Annotated in this window: 19 protein-coding genes; 10 read left to right on the top strand and 9 right to left on the bottom strand. The window is 47.0% G+C overall.

Annotated features, from left to right (window positions below; translation table 11 throughout):
• Nucleotides 1-49: 49 nt before the first annotated feature.
• The 4 genes from ACHA99_RS19585 to crp form a co-directional block, all read right to left on the bottom strand.
• Entirely contained in the window at nt 50-1,378 is a 1,329-nt protein-coding gene (locus ACHA99_RS19585) for an ATP-binding protein (protein ID WP_393944510.1), read from the bottom strand.
• A complete protein-coding gene (locus tag ACHA99_RS19580) occupies nt 1,375-2,049 on the bottom strand; it encodes a response regulator transcription factor (protein ID WP_131523983.1) in 675 nt (224 codons plus the stop codon). The genes ACHA99_RS19585 and ACHA99_RS19580 overlap by 4 nt, the downstream gene beginning before the upstream one ends.
• Nucleotides 2,030-2,377, bottom strand: coding sequence for a PepSY domain-containing protein (locus tag ACHA99_RS19575; protein ID WP_105250261.1), 348 nt, complete (start codon nt 2,375-2,377; stop codon nt 2,030-2,032). The genes ACHA99_RS19580 and ACHA99_RS19575 overlap by 20 nt, the downstream gene beginning before the upstream one ends.
• An 82-nt stretch (nt 2,378-2,459) precedes the next feature.
• Entirely contained in the window at nt 2,460-3,095 is a 636-nt protein-coding gene (gene crp / locus ACHA99_RS19570) for a cAMP-activated global transcriptional regulator CRP (RefSeq protein ID WP_006080082.1), read from the bottom strand.
• A 431-nt stretch (nt 3,096-3,526) separates the two neighbouring features.
• Here crp and ACHA99_RS19565 point away from each other — a divergent pair, with 431 nt between their 5' ends.
• A complete protein-coding gene (locus ACHA99_RS19565; RefSeq protein ID WP_168827664.1) occupies nt 3,527-4,306 on the top strand; it encodes a tetratricopeptide repeat protein in 780 nt (259 codons plus the stop codon).
• A gap of 124 nt (nt 4,307-4,430) precedes the next feature.
• Here the strand turns inward: ACHA99_RS19565 and thpR are convergent, their stop codons facing one another.
• Nucleotides 4,431-4,976: an RNA 2',3'-cyclic phosphodiesterase gene (gene thpR / locus ACHA99_RS19560; RefSeq protein WP_393944506.1), complete on the bottom strand. Its 546-nt coding sequence runs from the start codon at nt 4,974-4,976 to the stop codon at nt 4,431-4,433.
• Nucleotides 4,977-5,176: 200 nt separating this feature from the next.
• Here thpR and ACHA99_RS19555 point away from each other — a divergent pair, with 200 nt between their 5' ends.
• The 7 genes from ACHA99_RS19555 (at nt 5,177) to ACHA99_RS19525 (ending at nt 14,912) form a co-directional block, all read left to right on the top strand.
• Entirely contained in the window at nt 5,177-7,396 is a 2,220-nt protein-coding gene (locus ACHA99_RS19555) for a bifunctional diguanylate cyclase/phosphodiesterase (RefSeq protein WP_198571945.1), read from the top strand.
• 103 nt (nt 7,397-7,499) lie between these two features.
• Complete coding sequence (hrpB, locus tag ACHA99_RS19550) at nt 7,500-10,073, top strand: ATP-dependent helicase HrpB (RefSeq protein ID WP_393944504.1); 2,574 nt, start codon at nt 7,500-7,502, stop codon at nt 10,071-10,073.
• A 91-nt stretch (nt 10,074-10,164) separates the two neighbouring features.
• The gene (gene mrcB, locus ACHA99_RS19545; RefSeq protein ID WP_173248724.1) at nt 10,165-12,483 is read left to right on the top strand and encodes a penicillin-binding protein 1B; all 2,319 of its coding nucleotides are present in this window, start codon (nt 10,165-10,167) and stop codon (nt 12,481-12,483) included.
• 159 nt (nt 12,484-12,642) lie between these two features.
• A complete protein-coding gene (locus ACHA99_RS19540; RefSeq protein ID WP_006084190.1) occupies nt 12,643-12,921 on the top strand; it encodes a peptidylprolyl isomerase in 279 nt (92 codons plus the stop codon).
• Nucleotides 12,922-13,000: 79 nt separating this feature from the next.
• Nucleotides 13,001-13,396, top strand: coding sequence for a DUF2391 family protein (locus ACHA99_RS19535; RefSeq protein WP_105250257.1), 396 nt, complete (start codon nt 13,001-13,003; stop codon nt 13,394-13,396).
• 159 nt (nt 13,397-13,555) lie between these two features.
• Nucleotides 13,556-13,786: a hypothetical protein gene (locus tag ACHA99_RS19530; RefSeq protein ID WP_393944501.1), complete on the top strand. Its 231-nt coding sequence runs from the start codon at nt 13,556-13,558 to the stop codon at nt 13,784-13,786.
• Between the two features lie 424 nt (nt 13,787-14,210).
• Nucleotides 14,211-14,912 carry a DUF3581 domain-containing protein gene (locus ACHA99_RS19525; RefSeq protein WP_131525486.1) on the top strand — a complete coding sequence of 234 codons (702 nt, stop codon included), beginning with the start codon at nt 14,211-14,213 and terminating at the stop codon, nt 14,910-14,912.
• An 83-nt stretch (nt 14,913-14,995) separates the two neighbouring features.
• Here ACHA99_RS19525 and ACHA99_RS19520 read toward each other — a convergent pair whose 3' ends face one another.
• The 4 genes from ACHA99_RS19520 to dsrO all read right to left on the bottom strand — a co-directional run bounded on the left by ACHA99_RS19520 (nt 14,996) and on the right by dsrO (nt 21,600).
• Complete coding sequence (locus tag ACHA99_RS19520) at nt 14,996-16,300, bottom strand: PAS domain-containing methyl-accepting chemotaxis protein (RefSeq protein ID WP_113939130.1); 1,305 nt, start codon at nt 16,298-16,300, stop codon at nt 14,996-14,998.
• Between the two features lie 302 nt (nt 16,301-16,602).
• Entirely contained in the window at nt 16,603-19,710 is a 3,108-nt protein-coding gene (locus ACHA99_RS19515) for a tetrathionate reductase subunit A (protein WP_393944499.1), read from the bottom strand.
• Nucleotides 19,711-19,745: 35 nt separating this feature from the next.
• Nucleotides 19,746-20,828: an NrfD/PsrC family molybdoenzyme membrane anchor subunit gene (gene nrfD, locus ACHA99_RS19510; protein WP_173496281.1), complete on the bottom strand. Its 1,083-nt coding sequence runs from the start codon at nt 20,826-20,828 to the stop codon at nt 19,746-19,748.
• On the bottom strand, nt 20,818-21,600 hold the full coding sequence (gene dsrO / locus ACHA99_RS19505) for a sulfate reduction electron transfer complex DsrMKJOP subunit DsrO (protein ID WP_011790755.1): 783 nt from the start codon (nt 21,598-21,600) through the stop codon (nt 20,818-20,820). The genes nrfD and dsrO overlap by 11 nt, the downstream gene beginning before the upstream one ends.
• A 281-nt stretch (nt 21,601-21,881) precedes the next feature.
• On the opposite strand from dsrO, the gene ACHA99_RS19500 reads away from it, so the two are divergent.
• Nucleotides 21,882-23,900: a sensor histidine kinase gene (locus ACHA99_RS19500; RefSeq protein WP_173496282.1), complete on the top strand. Its 2,019-nt coding sequence runs from the start codon at nt 21,882-21,884 to the stop codon at nt 23,898-23,900.
• The gene (locus ACHA99_RS19495; protein WP_011790753.1) at nt 23,900-24,511 is read left to right on the top strand and encodes a response regulator transcription factor; all 612 of its coding nucleotides are present in this window, start codon (nt 23,900-23,902) and stop codon (nt 24,509-24,511) included. The genes ACHA99_RS19500 and ACHA99_RS19495 overlap by 1 nt, the downstream gene beginning before the upstream one ends.
• Nucleotides 24,512-24,853 lie beyond the last annotated feature (342 nt).

Raw genomic sequence — 24,853 nt, 5'->3', positions numbered from 1 at the left:
TTATGGATATTTCAAACAAGGCATTTAATACGATTGGCATAACCCGGGGCTAGCTAAAGGTCAGCTCGATCCTCAATCCACCTAAGCGAGTGCTGTGATTAAACTGCAGTTCAATCTCGTATTGCTCGGCAATTTCTTTCACTATTGATAATCCTAAACCGTGACCCATCACTGACTCATCAAGCCTTGTTCCTCTTTGTGTGAGCTTATCTAGCTCATCATCAGCAACCCCTGGACCATCATCATCAATACAAAGGCAGAGACGCTCTTGTTGACGCGATAGCTGAATGCTGACTCGGCTCTGGGCCCATTTAAAGGCGTTGTCTAGCAGGTTGCCTAAGAGCTCCATGCCATCTTCCCTGTGAATAGGCAGTCTGAGAATATTGGAATCGAGTTCGAAATCACATTCAATGGACTTGTTGCGGTGAACCTTATTTAGCGTGTTGGCTAGGCTATGTAAATCCCTAGGGATCACCAATTGCGCTGCGGGGAGCATGTCGCCAGTGATCCTCGCGGCAGCCAGTTTACGCTCGACCATCTTGTGAATCGAATCAAGTTGCTGCTGCAGGGCAATGGCAGTTTCAGGATCTTTGAGGCCAAGAGCTTCAACCTGTTGCTGCATCACGGCAAGTGGCGTTTTGAGCCCATGGCTCAAATTACCTAAGTTATTGCGGCTACGTTCAATTTGCTTGGCTGTGTACTCAAGTAGTTCATTATAGGTTTTTGCTAATGGTTGTACTTCGGGAGGAATATTATTGAGTTCCAGCGCGTTAATTTCCCCTTGTCTTAGCCGAGAAAGCGCGTGCTGTATGTGCTTAACTGGCTTAAAGGATTGACGTAGGATCAAGAATATCCCCGCGATCATAGCAACTAACATCGCCAGATTGACACCAAGCTTAGTGCCATAAACTTCGCTAAACACACGTCTACCGATACTCAAATCTTGCGCAACGGTTAAGGTGGCGCTGACATTGGCACTGCTGGAGTTTAATCCCAGTGATAACAACTGCATATCGTTATTTTTTGGCCCTTTAGCTTGCCAGACGCGGGTTTGATTCGGTGCCAGTGGCTCGATATCTAACTGCATATCCCACAGGGAGCGTGAGCGAATCACTTCATTTGGCAGGTTAAGCTGAAAATAACGGCCTGAATAGGCGGGCTTGTAGAAACTGGAAAGCTGGCTTTGATCTATGCTGATCTCCCCATCATGGATATGGGTTGCCAGCATGATATGTTCGAGATCTTCTTCTAAGCGATTGATAATAGAGTCGTGGAAGGCCTGACGTAGCATGGACTCAAACAGTATCAGTCCAATTACAGTACCTAACACGAGTAAGCCAGTTAACCATAAACTGAGCTTAGTGCGGATCGAGATCATTCAATAATGCCGTGGAAGATGTAACCTTGGCCGCGACGGGTTTCGATCGTGGTTTTACCCAGTTTCTTGCGTAGATGGGTGACATAAACCTCGACCACATTGCTCTCTTTTTCATCGTCAAACTGATAGAGCTTATCGGTTAGCTGCGTCTTAGATAACAGCTTCTTAGGTGACATGAGGAAGATTTTTAACAGCCTGAATTCCATTGCAGTGAGTTCATACAGTTGCTCGGCCACTTTTACCGTTTGCTCTGCTTCATCTAAAACCACGCCACCATAACTCAATTGTTTACTTGAGGTGTTTAGACGACCATGTGCACGGTGGATTAAAGCTTGGATTCGGGCCAATAATTCCTGGGCGTGGAAAGGTTTACCTAAGTAATCGTCGGCGCCAGCATTAAAACCTTCTACTTTTTCATGCCATTGGCTGCGGGCCGTCAGCATGATGACTGGAGTGCTGATCCCTTGATTTCGCCAGCCTTCGAGCAGTTCGAGGCCGTTGCCATCGGGCAAACCTATGTCTAAGATTACGCAATCGTATTGGGTTTCTTTGATCAGATAATCGGCTTCAAGCGCTTTGTCTGTAATATCGGTTACATAGCCAGCGAGTTTGAGTTGTTTCTCCAGCTCGGTGACTAGCATTGGGTTATCTTCAACGAGTAACAGTTTCATGTTTTCGACATTCGCTCGGTAGTGCTATTGATTGATCGGCTTGACCATTTGTTGCATCAATACTGAGATTAACGATTTGGCCACGCTGAACTTTGATTTGCAAATCATAGCGCCATTTATGATCTTCTTGATAGAGATGAGCATCAATTAGTTCACCTTGGCAAAATTGATTCACTACGGCGAGTGTACCGTTTAAGGACAATATTTGCCCAGAGTTAACTAACGCCTTGGCTTGATAATGTTCTAATTCAATAGGTTCGGCATGCAAGATGATTGGATGCACCAGCGTGAATAGGCTGAAAAAACAGATTAAAAACAGCCGTTTCATTTGAGCTCCCCAATAAAAAATGGCCTAGAATTTATTCTAGGCCACTTTAATAAGGCAGGCTTAAATCAAGCTGAAGACTAACTTAACGGGTACCGTATACCACGATTGTCTTACCATGAGCTTGGATCAAATTCTGTTCTTCTAACATCTTCAAGATACGACCCACAGTTTCCCGTGAGCAGCCAACAATTTGACCTATTTCTTGACGAGTGATCTTAATCTGCATGCCATCAGGGTGTGTCATAGCATCAGGTTGTTTAGCCAGATGCAATAGAGTTTGAGCAATACGGCCTGCAACGTCTAAAAATGCAAGGTTACCCACTTTCTGGCTGGTACTTTGTAGGCGATAGGCCATTTGTGCAGACAGCTTCATCAGAATTTCAGGGTTAACTTGAATTAACTGTCTGAATTTCTTATATGAAATCTCAGCGATTTCACAAGCTTGCTTAGCACGAACCCAAGCGGTACGTTCGGCTTGTTCTTCAAACAAACCTAGTTCACCGATAAAGTCACCTTGATTCAGATAAGAAAGGATCATCTCCTTACCTTCTTCATCTTTAATCAATACCGCTACAGAACCTTTTACTATGTAATAAAGGGTATCTGAGTCTTCACCAGCATGGATAAGAGTGCTCTTTGCAGGGTACTTATGAATGTGACAGTGTGATAAAAACCATTCCAAAGTTGGATCAGGTTTTGGCTTACCAATCAGAGCCATGTTGGTGTTCCTCGATTGATTAAAACGAAAGTAAGAGTATTCTAAATAAGCATTTTACGTCAATTAAACTCACAAAAACTTGATGGAAGTCTTAGTTTAGAATAAGTGAATAAATGCAATTAACCATCTAAAATTAGAGCTTATTTTGCTACTTTAGTGATTTAAGTCAACTAAATCGGTATGAAACTCGCTGGATTCACTTAACTCTGTCGAGTTAATCACATCTTACCAGTCTATTTCAGCAGTTTTATTATAGATTATGAATAAAATATGCCACTAAATTACACAATAACATGTTTCACTTTTTAAATTTGACATTCCATTTGGCTTAACTTCCCCCATTATCCTGAGGTTTGTGTGTATTTAGGCTCGACTTATGGGGTTAATTCTGGCTAACTTTGAGGGCAGTTGTTTTTAAGAGAGGTAAGCAAGTGAAATACAGATTATGGGTTTTAGGTGCAGGTTTAAGCTTAACAATAGGGCTGAGCTCTGCGGCGCACGCATTTTCTATCCCGCAGCCAGCAGCTGAACTTGCGGCCAGTAAGTTTGTGCATATTCAGGTGACGGCAGAGCAAGGTGATGCCGATGCCCAATTTTTGCTGGGATTAATGTATCTCTCCGGACGTTTTGTGTCGCAAGAAGTGCCGACTGGATTGCACTGGATCTCACTTGCCGCCGAACAACAACATGAAAAAGCGCAGCAAACCTTAGCGGATCTGTCATTTGAAGGCCAATTGATCAAGCGTGACTTGTCAGTCGCTGAGCATTGGTATAAAGCGTTGAGTGAGCAGGGCAGTCGTTGGGCTCAATTCCGTTTAGGCTTTATTTATGCGTCTGGCGGTGACGGTGTGCAGCGCAACTGCGGTAAAGCGGTCGAGCAATTTTCCCAAGTGGGTGATGATATTGCCTTAGGTAATGTGGCGTGGATTTTAGCGACTTGCCCCGAAGCTGAGTATCGCGATGGTAATAAAGCGGTCGAGTTGTCCTTAAAATTACTCAAAGTGAATGAAAACGATCCTACAAATCTTGATAATTTAGCCGCGGCTTATGCGGAGTTAGGTGATTTTGGTGCTGCTATTTCGACGCAGCAGAAAGCGATCGAAGCGTTGAAAATGAATGCTGAAATGACTAAGACTGATGAGTTTATGCTGCGGTTACAAACCTACGAGCAAAAGCGTGCCTATCGCGAAACCTTACGTTTACTCGAATAGGTATTTCTTCATCATCGCTCTCTAGTTAACTGCTATTTTTATTTTAGTATTGATTAATGCATTGATTCATAAATTGAAAAATAAAGCCTGAGTGGATACTCGGGCTTTTTGTTTTTGATTAAGGTTAACCGAGTGTCCAAGAATTTAGGATGTGATATTCGACACCCGTGCTTGTGCTTTTTGAATGGTATAAATGCAAATTATCGGGCATTAACGTCAGCGTATTCATACCTTTGAGTTGCAATAAAGCCGACTCTTCTAGTGTCCATTGTTTTGCTTTTCTAAATAAACTGATGTGCGGGCAAAAGCTGTGCTCACTCCGATGTAATTGCAGTCGGTCGGCAATTTCTTGCGTCTGTTTAGCTAATTGCACTAACGGCGGCTCAATATCATCGCCTTTCAAGCAACATACTTGCGCATTAGGCCATACATCGAGCTGGTTAAGCCGAACGCTAAATCTTGGCTTCACTAAGCGGTCAACCGCATCAAGGAGGGCGATTTTTTGCTCGCTGTTAGCTTGACCCATAAAGCAGAGCGTTAAATGCAGATTGCTGACACTCACCGCTTTCGCCTCAGGATTAAGGTGGCATATCAATTGCTGCTGCAATTCACTTAGATATTCCCTTTGACTATCTGTGGGAGCGAAGCCGAGGAATAGCCTTTGTTGCATCGGTTTATCATCCTTTTGGAGGGCTTAATATGGATTATCTTAGCGAGCACTTTGACGTTAAGCGCATTTGAGCGTTAATCTAGCTGTTGAATTTATCAGCTAATTTGTGACTCAAGCAGACGTTTAATTCACTGTGAGCCTATACTTAATGCACGTCGATAATACCTTAAATGGATTTTTAGGTAAGGAAGAGACTTTTCATGTCAGTAGGTTTAGCTAATCCACTCCAACAGGCTTTGGTCAGTATTTTTAGTGAATCCCCGCTAGAAACCTTAGAGCAGAATGTTGACAGAGCGCTTGAGACTATTACTTTGCAACTGCATTGTGACGGGGTATTTGTATTAACCGGAAGCCAGTCACTGGATCGTTTACGCACGCGTAATCTGTATTTAAAACCTCAATTTGCCCAAGGCCAACAGACACGAGTCTGGCCCTTGGCACGAATGCCATTTTTTCGCTCTCTTGTCCGTACTCCGCGTCTATTAAATCTGGCTGATGTGAATACCTTGCCTGCCGATGCTCAGGCTGAGCGAGCTTTATTAAGGGATTGGGACGTCAAGAGTCTATTAGTATTGCCGCCAGTCGTGTTTGGCGAAACCCGTATTGCCTTGGGGGCCGTCAATTGCTCCGAATGCTGTGAATGGAGCGAAGAGTTTATAAGTGAGTTTAATCACGCCGCTGTGATGATTGGCTCTGCGATGGAATTGACGCGTATCGCTTTGAGCATGCTTGCCAGTGAACATAAATACTGTGAAGTATTCAACCAGTTGCCCTTAGCTTGCGCCTTGTTAGATAAGCATGATCAATTGACTATGCTGAATAAAGTCGCTCTGCAAACCCTGCCAATTCAACATGGTTATGATTTATTCGACATGGTGCGTGAGGAAGAACACGCCATGCTAACCGATACCTTACATGTGGTACGAGAAGGTGTGCTCGGCCAAGCTTGGTGTGAATTACCTTTAAAATCAATTCATCAATTAACTTGGTTGAAACTGAGTTTTAGCCAGATTAGCGGCGATAAAGATACTTTAGTCATGATTGCCGAAGATGTCAGTGAAAAGTACCGCTTAGCCGATGAGTTATCCTTCCATGCCAATTATGATGCACTTACGGGTTTACCTAATCGGCTACATTTTGAAGCCCTATTAGAAAACCTACTACATGCCCACGACGATATGCCTATTTGCGTGGCATTTCTCGATTTAGACCAATTCCAAGTCATTAACAATATCAGTGGCCATCAGGCGGGCGATAAGCTGCTTTGCCAAGTCGCATTACGTTTGAAACAGCTCGTACGTAAAGGCGATATTGTTGCCCGTTTAGGGGGTGATGAGTTTGGTATTCTGATGCATTACTGCAATGTGGATTCTGCGAAACAGATTGCTAAGCGGATTTGTACCCAGTTAGCAAATCATGAGTTTATTTGGGAAAGTCGTAGTCACAATGTCAGTGTCAGTATGGGGATTGCTAGGCTAGATAAAAAATCCGCCGATATTTATACCGTCATGAGTCAAGCTGACGCTGCTTGTCGATTGGCGAAGGATCAAGGCCGAAATGGCTGGCATTTATACAGTGCGAGCGATCCTAAAATGAACCGTCTCTACACCGAGATGATGGCCTCTGTAGATATCGTCGGCGCACTCGCGTTAAACCAATTCGAGCTTTATTTTCAAAGCATAGTGCCGTTAAACCGTGAGGAAACTGGCTTACATTTAGAGATCTTACTGCGTATGGTGCAGACTAACGGCACTATAGTGTCTCCTGCTATCTTCTTACCCGCCGCCGAGCGATACAACTTGGCTTCTAAGGTTGATCTTTGGGTGATCGATAATTTGCTCAAGTGGGGTGGTAGTCATTTAGATATTTGGCAGCAATTGGATCTTGTGTCTGTGAATCTGTCGGCAACCTCTTTGGGCGATCATGAGTTTATGAATTGGCTAGAAATGCGTTTGATGGCCGAACCTGAGCTGGTGGATAAGCTTTGCATCGAGATCACAGAAACCGCGGCTGTGAGTCAGCTCGATCAAGCCACAAAGTTACTCGAGATACTTCGTCCGCTCAATTGTAAATTAGCCCTCGATGATTTTGGTGCAGGCTTTTCTAGCTTTGCTTACCTTAAGCGCCTCAATGTGGATTTTGTAAAGGTTGATGGCCAATTTGTCGTCAATATTTGCGAAGACTCTGCGGATCAGGCGATCGTAAAATCCATCTGCCAACTTGGTCAAGATATGGGGTTTGATGTGGTTGCTGAATTTGTCGAATCCCAAGAAATAGGGTGGAAATTGCAAGCCTTAGGCGTCGACTATGCTCAAGGTTACGCCATCAATAAACCGATACGCTTAGCTGAACTACAGTCAGGGCTCAGTCAACCTTGGCTCGAAAAGCGTGAGATTTTTGCTCCCTATCCACAGCTGTAATCTTGGGTATGGCAGCCTTGAGCTGTTACTTAGGTCAGCACTGACTTGATAATGTTTGCTGCGAAATGGTACTCAAAGCCGATTGTTAGTACACTGACGCCCTGTGTTGGCCGCTGATGTCTTTTTCTTGAACTCTCTACCTATTCATAGCTTATTAGCACCGCTGCGCGCGGCTTTTTCTCGTCACGCCCAAGTGGTCCTCGAGGCACCGACAGGTGCGGGTAAATCAACGGCGTTACCTTTGGCTATGTTGGATTGGCCAGAAATCAGCGGACGTATTTTAATGCTCGAACCGCGGCGTGTCGCGGCGCGTAGTGTGGCGCACTATATTGCCAGCTGTCGCCAGCAAAAGGTGGGGCAAGAAGTCGGCTATCGCGTCCGCGGTGAAGCTAAAATCAGCGCTAATACCCGTTTAGAAATTGTCACCGAAGGCATACTGACGCGAATGATCCAACAAGATCCCGAGTTAACTGGGATTGGAATGATCATCTTCGATGAAATTCATGAACGTCACCTCACCACAGATTTAGGTCTTGCCCTAGCGCTCGAAGTGCAAGCTTCACTGCGGGACGATTTAAAGATATTAGCTATGTCAGCGACTCTATCTGGTCTTGCCTTAGCTGAACTCATGCCAGAAGCGGTAACCTTGCACAGCGAAGGCCGGAGTTTTCCTGTCGACATCGAATATCGCCCCGTGCCAACTCAGCAGCATTGGATTGATCACCTCGGCCGCTGCGTGCTTGAACTGGTCTCGGCCAGCAGCAGTGCCAGTTTTGATAAAACGGCTGCCAATAATGCCGTGCTCGTGTTTTTACCCGGTAAAGGGGAGATCTTACGATTACAGCAGTTTTTGCGCGAGCGCTTAGCGGACGATGCTTTTTTGATTTGCCCCCTTTATGGTGAACTTTCAGGGGCCGAGCAAGATAGCGCGATCGCTGCAACTATAGATGGCAGGCGCAAAATCGTGCTAGCGACTAACGTGGCGGAATCGAGTTTAACTATTGAAGACATAGGGTTTGTCATCGACAGTGGCTATAAACGACAAGCGAGTTTTAACCCTAAAACCGGTGTCACTCGCTTAGGCTTGAAACGTATAAGTCAAGCCTCCGCAACTCAGCGCAGTGGTCGCGCCGGGCGTTTATCAGCGGGTGTGTGTGTTCGCCTGTGGAGCCAAGAAGAACATGGCCGCATGCTCAGGGCCGATGAACCCGAGATCAGCCAAGCGGATCTGGTGGCTATGGCCCACGATTGTGCTTACTGGGGCGCAAAATCCTTTAGCGACTTGATATTGTTAACACCGCCACCAAGTGTGCATGAGGCGTTGGCGTGGAAACTGTTACAAGATTTAGGCATGGTCGATACTCAAAATAAACTCACTCCCCACGGTAAAGCGGCCTACGAGCTAGGGTGTCACCCAAGGCTTGCACATATGTTATTGGGCGCAAAAAGTTTGGGAACAAACAATGGGGGAGTCATTAATGCTAACGAACAAGCAACGCAATTGGGCAGTTTGGCCTGCTTGTTGTCGGGGGTTTTAGAGGCGCGCGGTTTGCCTAAAAAGGGCGCCGATATCATGAATTACCTGCACTTTGCCTGTCATGGACAAGCTGGGCAACAGGCAAAACAGTGGCAGAAAAAGCTAGGATTAGCGGCGGATTTGTCTAAGATAGCGACCCATGCACACCACAGCGATGTGGGGTTATTATTAGCACTTGCTTATCCGGATCGTATCGCTAAGGCCCGCGGTGTTGAGGGCTACCAATTAGCCAATGGTACTGGCGTCGTGCTCGCAGCCGATGATGCATTGGCGCAAACGTCGTGGATGGTGGTGGCGGATTTTCAAGAAACTGAAGGCAGAAACGCTGGGCGGATTTACTTAGCGAGTCAGCTTCAGCCAAGCTTGTTCGACGGCGAGCTAAAAGGTTTGCTGGACATTCATGAGATCTGCGGCTGGGATGAAGCTAAAGGTCGAGTGATTGCGCAGCGCCAATACAAGGTCGGACAAATTTTAGTAAAAACCGAGACGATTGCTAAGCCTGAACGTAAGCAGATTGTCGCGGCCTTACTGGGCTATATTCGCCAGCAAGGATTACAAATCCTCAATTGGAACGCTAACTTAGAACAGTTTCAACACAGGCTCAAACTGGCAACTGAGTTCGACGTGGGCAGTGACTGGCCCAAGGTTGATGATGAAGCATTATTAGCGAGCCTAGAAACTTGGCTGGCGCCTTACCTCGAAAATGTGAATAATCTGTCGCAATTAGTTAAGCTCGATTGCTTTGGTTTTGTGGCAAACTGTTTGAGCTGGCAGCAGAAACAGCGACTTGACGAATTATTGCCAACTTCCTGGCCGTTAGTGACTGGTACCTCTGCGCCAATAGTATACGACGAGTCTGGACGTGCGCTACTGCGTGTGCGTCTGCAAGAAACCTTTGGCATGGCGCAGAGTCCTATGTTGGCGCAGGGCAAACTAAAGGTGACGATGGAATTACTCTCTCCGGCCCAGCGTCCATTAGCCTTGACGGCAGATTTAGCCAGCTTTTGGCAGGGACCTTATGTGGAAGTGAAAAAGGAAATGCGCGGTCGATATCCAAAACATCTGTGGCCAGACGATCCTGTGAATACACTGCCGACAAAATTTACCAAGAAGAAAACCTTGGGTTTAGCTCAGCCTTAGCACCACGCCGCTGTTTTTATAACATTTTGTTATGAAACACTTTGATTCGCACCACGTTAGCTTTGTGCCTATGGCTGATGTCTTTAAATGCATGAATGATGAAGTAGATATGACAACTAAGACGACAAAAAAATCACCCGCTTCCCGTCGGGCTAATCATGGCCGCGGTTTATTTCGACGAATTTGGTCTATCAGTTGGAAATTAGGCTTGGCTGGATTAGCTGTAGTGACTTTCTACAGCATTTATCTTGATCAAATTATTGCGCAAAAATTTGAAGGCCAAAAATGGCATTTGCCAGCGCAGGTGTTTAGTCGTTCTATGGCGCTGTACCCCGGTGCGGCAGTCAGCCATCCGCAAATGATGGCTGAGCTTAAGTTGCTCGGCTATCGCAAAGTCGCTAACCCACGCCAAGTGGGAGAGTTTTCGGCATCGAGCACTCGTATTGAATTGTGGCGTCGGCCGTTTTTGCATCCTGAAGGCGATCAAGTCGAACAAAGAGTCATGATCAGCTTTGACAGCAATGGCATCAGTTCGGTCACTCGAGTCTCAGACAAGCGCCAGCTTGCTGTGTTCCACCTTGAGCCAGTATTGCTCGACCGCATTATTACTGGCGACGGTGAAGACAGGCTGTTTGTGCCGACCGAAGAAATGCCAAAGTCGATCGTGCAGGCGTTACTGCTGGTGGAAGATCGTAGTTTTTATGAACACCATGGTGTGAATCCCTTCGCGATTGCGCGCGCGGCTTTTGTGAACATCAGCGCCGGTCGCACAGTGCAAGGTGGCTCGACGTTAACTCAGCAGTTAGCGAAAAACTTTTTCCTTTCGAGTGAGCGTTCCTTGCTGCGTAAGGTACGCGAAGCCTTAATGGCGGTCATTATTGATTTTCGTTACAGCAAAGACGAAATCCTCGAAGCGTATCTTAACGAAGTGTATATGGGGCAGGATAAATCCCGCGCCGTCCATGGTATGGGTTTGGCCTCACGTTTCTATTTCGGCCGTCCTATCAGTGAGTTGACTATTTCCCAGCAGGCATTCTTAGTGGCTGCAATTAAGGGACCGTCTTACTACAATCCATGGAAATATCCGGATCGTATTCAAGAACGCCGTGATCTGGTATTGCGCTTGTTAATGGATGCGGGGGATTTAACCACGGCGGAGTACAAGGTGGCGGTAGAGTCACCCTTAGGGATCCGTAATCTCAATAAACCAGCACACCAGAAATTGCCTTCCTTCTTCGCCTTGGTAAAACAGGAAGTGAACGAGCGTTATGGCGATGCGCTATTGAAGCAATCTGGGGTGAAAATCTATACCACGCTCGATCCTATGGCCCAAGAAGCCGCCGAAATTGCGGTGACTCAAACCCTCAAAAGCTTAGATAAGAGCAATAAATCATTGCAGATTGGTATGGTCGTGACCGACAAATACACGGGCGGTATTGCGGCTATGGTCGGCGATAAAACCCCAGGATTTGATGGCTTTAACCGCGCGGTTGAAATTCGTCGTCCTATTGGCTCGTTAATTAAGCCTTTTGTGTATGCTACGGCTTTGGCACCTAATAGCCAATTTACCTTAGCGACCCCCCTTAAAGATCAACCTATTACCTTAAAAAGCGAGCAAGGTAAGACATGGTCACCACAAAACTTTGATAAGAAGTTCAGTGGTCAGGTGCCTTTGTTAACGGCATTGAAAAAGTCGATGAACGTACCGACGGTAAATCTTGGAATTGCTGTGGGTGTGGATGCGGTCGCCACAACATTGGCTAAATCGGGTTGGCAGGAGCCGTTAAACGAGTATCCCTCCATGTTACTCGGCGCCGTCAATGGCTCGCCATTAATGGTAGCGCAAGTGTACCAAACCTTAGCTGATAGCGGTGTTTATCGTAAGTTAACCACAGTGACCGCTGTGCTAGATTCTGATAAGAACCCATTGCCAGTGACGCGATTGCCTAAAGAGCAAGCTATAGCTCCTGAGACAGATTTCTTAATTCAATTTGCTATGCAGCAAGTGGTGAATACGGGAACGGCGACGCGTTTAGGTAATGCCTTCCCTGGCGTTGGACTTGCGGGTAAGACTGGCACCAGTAACGACAGCCGCGACTCTTGGTTTGCGGGCTTTGATGAGCGTAATGTCGCCGCCATTTGGGTTGGTCGTGACGATAACGGCAAAACCAGTTTGTATGGTAGCAGTGGCGCCATGGCCGTGTATCTTGCCTTCTTAAAGGAACGTCCACCTATTAGTCTGCGCTCAATCCCTGTAAGCGGCGTAGTGAAGGGCTTTTTTGACCGAGATACAGGTGTGGCTAAGGAATCCACTTGCAGCAATGTCGATGCGCTTCCGGCATTAGCTGCTACCTATCGTCCTGTGAATAACTGCGGCGACCCTTTGCAGTGGTGGCAGAAAATTTTCTAGGTTAATAGGGGCGATAATGGGCCAATAACGCACTTATGCGTTGGATCTAAAACCTTTTAGTCAGTAGAACCTGTGCCGATGGAAGTGGTGTGATCGAGGGCAAACTCGGGGCGCCAATCTTCCCTTTGCACGGGACGTTAATCCAAAGTGAGAAATGACATGTTTAAAACCGCTGCCGCTGTGCATATTTTAGTGAAACACAAAGAACAGGCTGAGGATATTGTTAAGCAGCTGAATAATGGTGCTAATTTTGCTGTGCTCGCTAAGCGTTTTTCCTCTTGCCCTTCGGCCAAAAAAGGTGGCGATTTAGGCGAGTTCAAAAAAGGCCAAATGGTGCCACAGTTCGATAAGGTTGCATTTTCAGGTGAATTACTGGTGCCACATATAGTGAAAACTAAGTTTGGCTGGCATGTGGTTAAAGTGCTGTATCGCACTTAATACCCCAGTAATAAGCGCATCTTCACCGAACGTTATTTTCGACTAATCAAATAGATTGGAAGATTAGGGAGCGATCAGCATGAAATTTAGTTTTAACACCGAAGATGCGAGTCAAGTTTGCGTAGGGGCTTTTGCCCTTGCGGTTCCCGTTGCATTTTCTGAGGAAGCGTGGCATCTCGGTGAGACTTTACCTTTATTGAATATCGGTATGCTTTTTAGTTTATCGCTGCTCTTTCTTGGGGTATTCACCTATCACAGCGTGTTCCAACAGAATATTGCTTCCCGCGTTCCTGTGTTTATTTTTCGTATCGTGGTGGCGTATTTGCTCACTGCCCTCGTGGTTTTCCTCGTGCTGCTTTGCCTCGATAAAGTGCCATTTTTTGAGGACCCATTAACCTCTATAAAACGGATCATAGTGATCACTATGCCAGCCTCTATGGGCGCTATTGTTGTGGATAGTTTTGATAAAGAATGACACTGTTTCGCTAAATCTCATGACTTTTGTCACTGGTTGATTGCGGTTGTCTTGCGCATACTTATTTTCATGTTCTGACTTTGACATTGATTAAGCGTCATAAGCAGACCTAAATGTTGAGCTTGATAACGATAACGCCAATAGATAAAGGAAATGACTATGAACACTGGTGCCCTCGCTTTACTTATCCCAATACTCGCAATTGTTGGCGGATATGTGGTCGCTATAATGAAAATTCGCAACAAACAAGGTGTGTCGACGCGTGAGCAAGTGGCCGAAAACCAAGCTTTTCAGACCGAGTTAGCCATCCTTCGTCAGCGTATCGAAGTGCTAGAGCAGTTAGTCACTGACGATGGTTTTCAGTTAAAGCGTGAATTTAAAAAGGTCTAACGATTTATTCCTTGGCTTATCGGTGGCTAGGCAATACTTACGTTTTAGATGTTTTTTGTTCTGACAAGGTATTGCTCGCCAAATGAAAAATGATGTTGAGTTATTTTGAATGAGTCACGAGTGATGAAAACGGTCTTATTTAGCTAACATTTCTGCGGCATTATCGGCTGTAATATGTCGCGTCATCTCGCCATAAAGGCTCTATCTTGCATAAAATTCCGCCTAATATCTGCAGAATAAACCTGAAACGTCAACAGATCCTGATACCCCTGTCATTTGTTTGGCTTTACAAATGTGGGCAGGGTGTTACTTTGTACGCCTTACGTGGGTCAAGTCATCGGGTGAGTTAAATACCTAATTTAAGGTAGACTCGTGATAATTTTGTTATCCATCCCTGTATTGAGTTATTACAAATAGAGTTTATATGTTTCTAGCGCCTTATTTTTCTAAGCAAAATCAAGCTATTTCCGTTTCAGCACAACAAGCCAGTGACTTCGCGAAGAAAATTGCGCAGGACTTTAATCCTATCCACGATGTGGGGGCAAAACGCTTTTGCGTACCGGGAGATTTACTGTTTGCCCTAGTATTGACTCAATATGGTTTGAGCCAGAGCATGAAGTTTAGCTTTGCGGGTATGGTGGGTGATAGCGTCGAACTGCAATTCCCTGAACAAGTGAGCGAGAGTTTTTCGATTCGCGATAGTCGTGAAAAAACCTATCTTAATGTCAGCCGTCATGGCGATGTGAGTTGTTGCGATGCGCAGACCGAATCCTTTATTCGTCAATATGTTGCTTTCTCTGGGCATAATTTTATCGATATTCTGATCCCTTTGATGAAACAACATCAAGTGATGATCAACCCAGAACGGCCTTTAGTGATTTACGAAAGTATGTCGTTTGACTTAACCACTCTCGATTTTGTGCAAGTGACCTTATCACTCGTTGGCCAAGATTTAAAAATCGACGGTAAACGTGGCGATGTGACATTGCATTTTGAATTACACAGCGGCGACACTTTAGTTGGCACAGGTATCAAAACCTTAGTGATGAGTGGATTACGTGCTTACGATGAGGTTCTTGTACAGCAAATGCGTGCCACCTATGAAGGTCGTAAAACTGATTATTGATTAACGTAAAAGCAATAGGTTGGCGTTTTGTCTTTTAGATAAAGCGCCATGCAATCCTTGATAGCGCGATTAAATGTTAGTAATTAATTGTTATTGACTGATAGCTGCGACACGATTGCTGAGACGTTTTCCGCGCCGCTACGTATTTCTCCCATCACCAATGTTACCTCCGCTAACTGTTGTTTTCCTTCCAGTGCAATACCTTCAACTTCGTTCATCATGCTAGTTGCACTTGTGGTGAGTTGTGTATTTTTAGTGACGACGGCGGCAATCTCACTGGTTGATTTACTGGTTCTGGAAGCAAGCTGCCTCACTTCATCGGCGACAACGGCAAAACCTCGGCCTTGTTCCCCCGCTCGTGCGGCCTCAATTGCGGCATTTAATGCCAGTAAATTAGTTTGATCGGCAATCGAACTAATGGTCGCGACTATGGCTTGAATACTTTGAGATTGTTCATTGAGTTGAGTTATCGCCAAGGTCGCTTTATGGGTTTGCTCGGCAATAGCATTAGAGGTATTTACAGTCGCATTGAGTAAATGTACGCCTTGTTCTGCTTGCTCGACGGTACGTTGTGACGTGGTCAGTGCAATATTGGCGGCTTCACGTACAGCGTGGCTTTGCTCGATCCGCTTGCTGATATCGCTCGCAAATTTAATCACTTTAACCACTTTACCTTGCTCATCCATAATAGGATTGTATGCCGCTTCTAACCAAATCGAATCGCCATAAGCATTTTTGCGTTCAAAGAGACCGCTGCTATATCGACCTTGCTTTAGATCGTCCCAAAAGTGTGGATTTTGTCGATAAAACTCATCAAAACAGAAAATACGATGGTGTTTACCAATAATCTGCTCTTTGCTAAAGCCCATTGTCTTTAAGAAGTTAGTATTGGCTTTCAAAATCGTGCCATCGGTAGTGAATTCAATAATGGCTTGCGAGCGATTCAAGGCATTAAAAATGGCCGCTTGGTCGTCAAGTTGGTGCTTATCTTGGGTGATATCAGCGGCTGTTTTCATTATTTTAACGACTTTACCTGCCTGTTTTATGGGGAAGTAAGTCGCTCTAAGCCAGATCTCTTGGCCATTTTTATTCACTCGTGCAAAATTGCCTTCCTGTGGATGACCTGCTTTTAGATTGCTCCAAAATTGCTGGTAGGTAGCAGAATTACCATAAGCCGCCGAGCAAAACAGCTTGTGATGTTGGCCTACGACTTCATTAAGTGAATAACCTACCGTTTTTAAAAACAACGCATTAGCATCGAGAATTATCCCATCAGGCGTAAATTCTACTGTGGCAATACTGTGCTTAATCGAGTCGATGATCGACTCTGCCTCTTGGCGTTTGCTTTCGCTCACTTCAAGGCTTTTACGTAATGAAGAGTTGAACACTGAGATACTCCTGATGAGTCTAACTGACTCAAAAACTGCAGTTCTTTATTGAAAGCTCGATATTTCGAGCTAGATATACTGATAAATATAGCTGTGATTTTAATATGTGGTTTATTTCTATGAAACGCGTGATCGGGATCTATATACCTAAATTGAGTAAAAAAGATCACTATTCCTCGGTTTATTCGCGAATAGGCATAGCTAGAAAGCATTAATGATGCGATTAGGCTTAATCAGATTGAATTAAGGCCATAGAAAAGCTGCCAAAGGGCAGCTTCTTAAGTGTCATCTTTGCTCGGCGGTTAGCTTAGTTTTTCAATCTTAGCTGGCAGCCCTTGTCTGGCCGAAGCGCCACTTGCCCAATCCACCAGCGGGTAACGGCCTTGGCGACTCGGATCAAACAGATTCAAGTCGTTCATATTGATGCCGACTCGGATCAGCGGATTGGCGGCGATTTTAAGGTTGTCGATCACTACGTCCCGCGCACCGAGTTCCTTATGGCCATAACCGTGTTCGATAGCGATGCAGTCAGGGTGCACTCCGACAACACATTCCACTAAGGCAATAACGCTGCCGTTGGGCGTGCTGATCTTGACCGTGTCACCTGTGCTGATCCCAAGGCGACTGGCGGTCTTCTCGTTCAGTCGCACTGGATTATTAGGGTGCACTTGGCGCAAACGATCCGAGCCAATACTCATAGAGCTCATGGTGTGGGATTTGTAACTACTGATCAGCAAAGGCCATTGTGATTTATTAAACGCCTTATCGAGCGGTGTGCCATTGGCTAAGGCGGGTTGATATAAGCGCGGACAGCCACTCATAAATTCCCCAGTGAGACTGTTACGCCGACTGCCCACTTCGGGATTCCACAGCATCATAGGTTTTGGCCAAACCTTGGTTGGATTCCCCACTTCATCCCGTGCACCGCTCATATTTTCAAAGCGGCCGCCGCGGGCAAATAAGTAGCTAACTTTTTTGACTTCATCAGGCTTGAGTCTGGCGTTGAGCTCACTTTGGATACGACTCACACCGCTAAGATACATGTCCTCAGCGTTAATATCGGCGACGGCTTTACCCAAATAGGCCACGTTGGCGGCGCCATAGAGTGAGTAATCCGCCGCGCGCGTTAACGGATGTAAGCTGCCATCGGCGGCCTTAACGGCATTTTCGCCAAAGCCGGGTAGTGCGAGTTTTATTGCCACTTGGCTTAAGAAAGACTCCATGCACACCACATCACCACTGGCCATCTTTGTGACCCTTGGTTCGACAATCGGCCAGCGACCTGTCGTTTCCTTTGTCAGAGTACCATGCCAAGAAGGGCTCCAACCCCATGACTCGTAAGTTAATGTGTCGGGCACGATATAATCCGATAGCGCCGAGGTTTCGTTAATAAAGCTGTCGATACTGATAAACAGTGGCAGCACTTTGGGATCTTTCAGTTGTTCACCAATGGCTTCACCTAGGCCCGCTTGACCATAAATCGGATTGCCCATGTGGTTAATCCATGCTTTGAGTCGATAGGGATAACCGTGCACGGCCGCCGTTAAATGTTCGCCAAGCAAGGGCGATGAAATCGGAAACCAAGGCTCCTTTGCAGGATAAGGCGATTCGCCCGCTTCGACTTTACGGCGATACTCTGAGGTTTTCTCGTAGGGGAATTTAGATCGTGATAGGAATACGCCCTTAGGCTCGACCATGCCGTCAAACTCCTGCAGATTATACCTTGGGCCTTTACCAAAGGCAGGGAATGAACCGCCGGAAGCTAATGCGCCACCTTTTAAATTGATGTTACCTATCATGGCGTTGAGCATCATGATTGCCCACGCGCTATAAAAACCATTGGCGCTCATTGTGCCGCCGTGGGAGATGACTGCGGCCTTAGTGCCATGGCTGGTAAATTTATCCGCGAGGGCGATAATTTGCGCCTCGCTGATATCGCACTCCTTGGCATAGTGTGCCATCTCGAAGCTCTGCGCCGCTTCACTTAACAGTTGGAAGCTAGATTTAACCGCAATCGCCCCCTTAGGTGTGTCGACGCTTTGGTCAACGTCGAGCTTAGCTTTCTGACTTTGGCTCGCCAAAACTATCTTGCCACTCGCGGCATCGACAACCAACTGCGAGTCTTGCTCGCCGTAGGCTTTGCCGTCGAAAGGTAAGCCAAGATCGCTGGCAAAGAGATATTGGCCATATCTTGGATGGGTAGGTTCGCTGACGATCAAGAATCCTGCGTTACTGAAGCCACGGTAACCTGATGCTTTTGCGGCATCGACATTGGGCGCACTCAAAAAATCGGCGGCGTAGCGCTGATTATCAATAATCCAGCGCAACATGCCCATGGCGAGGGCCGAGTCGGTGGCGGGGCGGATCGGCAGCCAAGTATTGTTACCCGCGCAAGGTTGATTCGAGGTATTGGGTAGCATGGGCGACACCACCACATAACTGAAATTGGTGTTATTCACACGCGCGTTAGCCAATTGTCTTGCTTGGCGTTTAAAGGGATTGCCCGATTGCTGCGGCGACGTGCCGATAAAGAGTAAAAATTCGCTATGGTCCCAATCGGGTTTCAAGTGGGCGTATTTTTTCAAATCATCCAATAAAGCGCCTGCTCCGGCGCGGTAGGTAAATCCACAGTAAGCGCCGTGGTTGGCAAAGTTTCGGGTGCCAAAGCTGTTGAAGGTAAAGCGTTTGATAATGGCATCGCGGCCTTCATCGGAGGCGTTTGAGACCAGTAACTGGTTGGCCTTAGGGCCGTATTCTGGATTATTGGTATCGAGCGGCGTGGCGATATCACGAATCGCTCTTAAGCCTTCGACTTGGCCCTCACCAAATAAATCACCACCTTCGACGACTTCATTCAGCAATTGCTCAAAGCTAATGCTCTGCCATTGGCCACTGCCGCGCTTACCCACGCGTTTAAGGCATTGGGTAACGCGGTGTGGGCTATCTAATTGTTCTAGCATGGCATTACCGCGGGCGCAGGCGGTGGAACGTCCTTGTAGACCCTGTTCTTGAAAGGCGCTAAGCCCAACAAAGGCGGTTTTGATTGGCGTATCGAAATCGATATGTTCCCGCGATGACAGCGGGTGATAAGGATTACCGCTGATACGGATGATTTTATCGGTTTTTTGATCGATACGAGCGCGCACGCCGCATTTGGTCCAGCAACCTAGACACATAGTATTGGCGATGCGCTGATCGTCATTGCTGATTAACTGACCTGACTTTAAATCGACTTTGTATTCAGGTGCTAAGGAATTGCCATGCAGCGGATCTTGGGTTGGTTTTCCTGAGGTACCATTGACGACACCTTTACCTATTTGCGCTAATGTATGGCTATAACCCGCGGCAAATAATCCCACACCACCCGTTACAGCGGCCCCTTTGATAAAACGACGTTTACTCTTATCCATGATGGACTCCTTAATTCTGTAAACTAATTGGGTGCTCAGCGAGCAAGTTTTGCCGCAGGCGTGTGGCGAATAAGTTCGGAGACCAGCGCCATTAATGCTAACCAAAGGCCGAAGGTACCGGCTATGCCTAATAGTCCTTCGGGTCCCCAAGGCAGTTGATAGAGATAAGTCCCCGCGCCGTATTTAGGATCGGTTTGCGCTTGGATGAGCACTATCCAGCGAAATCCCCACGCAAGGTGAATGGCCGTGAGGCTGACGATTAGCATTGCAACATTGGGTAAGTGACGAATGGCGAGTATCAGTGCCAGCACGGCGAGTGTGACCAGTACCCAAATCGCAGCAAGTTGCCAGCTGGGGCTGGTTTCAAGCAATAATGCGGCTTCGGGGGCCGAGCCCTTATCGAATAACGCCCAGCCGATAAGGCATAGGGCGAATAGACCAAAACTCGCTCTTACCCAGAGTAATAGGCTGTCTTGGGTGCGCTGTTGGTAGCCCTTTAATAGTCGATTCAGTACCACCAAAGTGCCGCAGGCGGCGAGCAGGGCACTCATTGCCATCAAAGGTGGCAGCCAATAGGTATGCCACAATGGCCGCGCCTTAATGGCCATGGTTTCCATGCCAGTGTAGAGGGCGATACTGCAGGCACTCAGGGCCGTGATCAGTGCGATCGGCTTGATGAATTTGTCACTGTTCCAATCACCGAATCTCAGTAATTGGCCTATTTTATTCACCCAATCTGAGTCTTGATTCGTGGTGTGCTTAGGCAGGTATTGACGCAATAGCAGCCAAGCAAACACTGCGCTGGTGCCCGAGAATACGGGCAGTAAAAAGGCGCCATACCACATCCAAGAATCAGGGCGAACTTGCGCATAAAAATGCCAAGCCCGCAGCGGTTGGTGTAAATCGGCGAGTAAGGCGATAGGGGCGACTATGCCTGCGGTTAACATTAAACAGGCGCAGAGCTTCAGCAATCTGTCATCGGGTTTGGGTTGGCTAAACAAGTGTATTGTCGCTACCCATACGCTGGCGTAGGCGAGCCCCATCATAAAAAAGTATTGCACTGCCCAAGGTAGCCAAGTAATGGCGATATCTGGGGTAAAGATTTCTTTAATGACCATGGTGGATCTCCTCGCCAGTATCGGTAAGTAAGGTTCTAACGGGGGCTTGGCCGCTAATCTTGTCCTCAAAAGCGCTGCTCATGCCGATGTAGAACACCCGTGGCGCAGTGTTGGCCGTCGGTTTGAGCACCTTGATATCGGTTTTGTTGGCGGCAAGCAGTTGGCTTATCTGGCTGTTGGGATTATTCAGATCGCCAATCACACGGGCTTCTCCTACGCAGGTTTCGACACAGGCAGGCAGTAATCCTGCATCTAACCTATGGGCGCAGAAGGTACATTTGTCGGCGGTATTGGTGTCGTGGTTGATAAAGCGCGCATCATAGGGGCAGGCTTGTACGCAATAGCCACAGCCAACACACCATTCATTATTGACGACCACTATGCCGTCCTTGCGCTGGAAGGTCGCGCCCGTAGGACAAACGGGGATGCAGGGCGGGTTTTCGCAGTGATTACAAAGTCTTGGTAGCATTAAAAACGCAGGCGGAGTGGTATCTTCCTGCTGCGAGACTTCATACTGCTGCACTGTGGTGCGAAATTGCCCGAGGGGCGGTTGATTCTCGATAGTGCAAGCGACGGTACAGGCTTGGCAGCCCACACAGCGGCGCAAGTCAATTACCATACCGTAACGTTTACCCACTTGGCCTTCGCTGGCACTGTGCATTTGAGGGCTGCGCTTATCATCCTGTGCATACACTTGCACGACAGGGATGAGTGCGGCGCCAACACTGACGCTGGCCATTTTGCCGAGAAACTGACGTTTACTCTTGTCCATACAGATTTCCTTCACTACTTGCAGATGGCGAATAAACTGGCTCATAGACCTAGAGTTAAGGTTTATGGCGAGGTTTACAGGCATTCTGTAAAAGGGGAGGCGGCATAACTATAGTGGTTTTCCACATATCGGGTGTGGACTTGATCTAGCGCAACAAATATCCGTTAGAATAGCCTTCAAAATGCTAGGGTTTTATTTTTTGTTACTTGAGTTTGGCCTTTTCTTAGCTTGAGTTGAACTTGATTTTAGTGTGAGTGACTGGGGATAAAGGATTACACTTCATGTTATTGAGGATGATGAAAACGGTGTTTCGCTTAGCTGTATCGGTCAAGTGGCCGTTATCGATTCTGAGCACTCCACATTCCGTGGCAATACCGAGAAAAAAGCCAAGGAACGCAGTGTTATTCCTATGCTTGCTGGCTTCGGTTAAGGTGTTTGCTGCGGAGCCACTGAATCAAAGCGTACATTCGGGATTAACTGACCCTGAGGTTGTTGCTCAAGCTGCTATCGAAGAGCCCAGTTATCAAGTGGTCGATGTTGGCGTGTTAGCCATCCGCGGTTATAAGGCGACCATCAACCGCTGGCAACCTTTGATGGGGTGGCTCGAAACTCAAATTCCCAACAGTTACTTTAGGTTACATCCTCTCACCCTCGATGAGCTAGCTAAGGGCGTTGAAACCCAAGGGCTCGATTTTGTGATCACAAACCCAGGGCAATCCGTGTTGCTGGCGCGGCAATATTCCCTCACTTGGTTGGCGACCCTGCGCAGTCCGTTAAATAATGGCGCGGCAATGCAAGTGGGCTCGGCGCTGGTGGTGCGCGCCGATTCACCCTATCACACCTTAAGTGATCTCAAGGGACGTCGACTCGGGATCGTATCGAAAAATGCCTTTGGTGGTTACTTGACCTTAGTGTACGAAGCGCAGCTAAAGGGCATAGATTTGCCTCGCTTTGTGGGTGAGATTATTCCGCTGGGGTTCCCGCTAGATAATTTGTTGTATCAGTTAGATGATCAAAAAAGTGGTGATGATGCTGCGAAAGATAATCGACTGGATGCGGCTGTGGTGCCCGTGTGTCAGCTTGAGCAGATGCAAACGGAAGGTCTTATTAACATCGCCCATTATCGAGTGCTCGATAATCAAGCGCCGGTGGGATTTAATTGCCAAGTCTCGACTCACCTTTATCCCAACTGGTCTATGGCAAAGACCAATCGCGCCTCCCAGTCTCTGGCTAAAAGTGTGACTCAAGCTTTGCTGGCGCTGCCCGAAGATCATCTCGCCGCTAAGTCTGCTGATTCTGCGGGCTGGACCACGGCCGTGAGTCAGCTTGCGATCGATCAACTGCTTAAAGATCTCGATATGCATCCTTTGCAGGCACCATGGTGGCAAAGGGCGTGGCAGTGGATCAAGTTACATCAACAATGGGCTTGGCTTGTTTTGGGGATTTTGGTTTTACTCAATGTGTATCATTTTTGGCTTGAATACCGCTTTAGTCGTCGTGGCCGTGAGTTGATTAACACTCAGCGCCAGCTCAATGAAAACCGTGCGTTACTGGAACATGCACAGCGTATTGCGATCGCCGGCGAGCTTGGCGCGAGTCTCTCCCATGAACTCAATCAACCTTTGGCGGCGATTGGCCATTATTGTCATGGCGCTGAAGTGCGATTACAGCGGGGGACGAGCCCTGAGGAGTTGCAATCTGTATTGGCGCTGATCCAGCAGGAAGTCACGCGCGCCGACAATATTATCAGTCGCTTACGTAATTTATTGAAGAAGCGACCTGTGTCGAAACAACCTTTGTATCTGCATGAGTTGGTCAATGATACTGTGCCGCTGCTCGCCTATGAGTTTGAGCAACATCAAATCAATCTTGCCGTGAATGTGAGCGGCGAGCCCTATTTACAGTCCCTCGATGAAGTTGGCATGCAGCAGTTGTTGCTTAACTTGCTGAAAAACGCCTTTGACGCCTGCGTTCAGCGGTTAGAGCTTGAATCCAGTGGCACCGAACAGAGCATCACGCAAAAGCCATACACACCCACGATCGATATCGATCTTCGCTATCAAGAATGTACGCTCTTGCTGACGGTCACAGATAATGGCACAGGGTTAACCGAAGAGACCAGTCTGCTGATGCAAGCATTTTATTCCACTAAATCAGAGGGGTTAGGTTTAGGCTTAGTGATTTGCCGTGATATTGCCGAGAGCCATGGTGGTACGTTTAGCCTAGAAAGCGCTATGGGTGGCGGTTGTCAAGCGCAGGTGGCTATACCGCGTAAACCTGAACCCAATGGAGCACAATAATGAGTCTTGCCTTACCTGTGTATTTAATCGATGACGATGACTCAGTGCGTCGTTCTTTGCGTTTTATGCTTGAAAGTTATGGCCTTAAGATCACCGACTTTGATAGCGCCGAAGCCTTTTTTACCGCCGTAGACTTAACACTACCGGGTTGTGCGCTGGTCGATGTGCGTATGCCGGGTTTGAGTGGTCAGCAGTTGCATCTTGAATTAGTGGCAAAAAATAGTCCGCTAGCGGTGATTTATCTCACGGGTCACGGCGATGTGCCAATGGCGGTAGATGCGCTTAAATTAGGGGCGGTGGATTTTTTCCAAAAGCCCGCCGATGGCGCTAAGTTAGCCGAAGCGGTCGTCAAAGCGTTGGAACATACCAAGGCGCATCATCAAGACAATCAGTATCTTGAGACTTATCAAGCGCTCACGCCAAGGGAGCGGGAAATACTCAACCTGATTGCCCAAGGCCTGAAGAACCAAGAGATCGCCGATAGTCTCTGTATTGCCATGCGCACGGTTGAGATCCACCGCGCCAATTTGATGAAAGGCATGCAAGTGGGATCGCTGGCGGAAATGATGCTGATCTACAGTCGGATTGCCGAACGCCTGCGTCTCGAATAAATCCGCTGGAATTTACCTTTTATCGCGCTAATTGCCGCTTTGTTAGCCGCCTATTTTGGCTAAGTTGTCGTATCATTGGCCGTTTGATTTGAGCCTAGCTATAGGGTTATGTTTTTGCTGAGCAATGGGCTGAGATGTGAGCCAAGGCATTAGTGCATCGCCGCTTAATTGCCAATACACTGTGATTGCCTTATTTTAGGGGCACTATTTTTAGGTCACGATTTTTAACATCACTTTTTAGTCACTTTTTTAAAGTGTTTATTTACAGTGACGATTTTAACGTCAGTGGCCCTCTTGGATTGTTTTCTCTTATTTGTGTAGAAGCTTCTGCAGCTTAGATAA

The organism is Shewanella sp. S23-S33, assembly GCF_043359565.1.
Lineage (GTDB): Bacteria > Pseudomonadota > Gammaproteobacteria > Enterobacterales > Shewanellaceae > Shewanella > Shewanella oncorhynchi.
Note: the sequence above shows the minus strand (reverse complement) of the source record. Positions and strands in the feature narration are given on the sequence as shown.

Bases quoted from the DNA above. Each gene is read 5' to 3' on its own strand.
- ACHA99_RS19585 (WP_393944510.1), bottom strand. From the start codon at position 1,378: ATGATCTCGATCCGCACTAAGCTCAGTTTATGGTTAACTGGCTTACTC.
- ACHA99_RS19580 (WP_131523983.1), bottom strand. From the start codon at position 2,049: ATGAAACTGTTACTCGTTGAAGATAACCCAATGCTAGTCACCGAGCTG.
- ACHA99_RS19575 (WP_105250261.1), bottom strand. From the start codon at position 2,377: ATGAAACGGCTGTTTTTAATCTGTTTTTTCAGCCTATTCACGCTGGTG.
- crp (WP_006080082.1), bottom strand. From the start codon at position 3,095: ATGGCTCTGATTGGTAAGCCAAAACCTGATCCAACTTTGGAATGGTTT.
- thpR (WP_393944506.1), bottom strand. From the start codon at position 4,976: ATGCAACAAAGGCTATTCCTCGGCTTCGCTCCCACAGATAGTCAAAGG.
- ACHA99_RS19555 (WP_198571945.1), top strand. From the start codon at position 5,177: ATGTCAGTAGGTTTAGCTAATCCACTCCAACAGGCTTTGGTCAGTATT.
- mrcB (WP_173248724.1), top strand. From the start codon at position 10,165: ATGAATGATGAAGTAGATATGACAACTAAGACGACAAAAAAATCACCC.
- ACHA99_RS19540 (WP_006084190.1), top strand. From the start codon at position 12,643: ATGTTTAAAACCGCTGCCGCTGTGCATATTTTAGTGAAACACAAAGAA.
- ACHA99_RS19535 (WP_105250257.1), top strand. From the start codon at position 13,001: ATGAAATTTAGTTTTAACACCGAAGATGCGAGTCAAGTTTGCGTAGGG.
- ACHA99_RS19530 (WP_393944501.1), top strand. From the start codon at position 13,556: ATGAACACTGGTGCCCTCGCTTTACTTATCCCAATACTCGCAATTGTT.
- ACHA99_RS19525 (WP_131525486.1), top strand. From the start codon at position 14,211: ATGTTTCTAGCGCCTTATTTTTCTAAGCAAAATCAAGCTATTTCCGTT.
- ACHA99_RS19515 (WP_393944499.1), bottom strand. From the start codon at position 19,710: ATGGATAAGAGTAAACGTCGTTTTATCAAAGGGGCCGCTGTAACGGGT.
- nrfD (WP_173496281.1), bottom strand. From the start codon at position 20,828: ATGGTCATTAAAGAAATCTTTACCCCAGATATCGCCATTACTTGGCTA.
- dsrO (WP_011790755.1), bottom strand. From the start codon at position 21,600: ATGGACAAGAGTAAACGTCAGTTTCTCGGCAAAATGGCCAGCGTCAGT.
- ACHA99_RS19500 (WP_173496282.1), top strand. From the start codon at position 21,882: ATGTTATTGAGGATGATGAAAACGGTGTTTCGCTTAGCTGTATCGGTC.
- ACHA99_RS19495 (WP_011790753.1), top strand. From the start codon at position 23,900: ATGAGTCTTGCCTTACCTGTGTATTTAATCGATGACGATGACTCAGTG.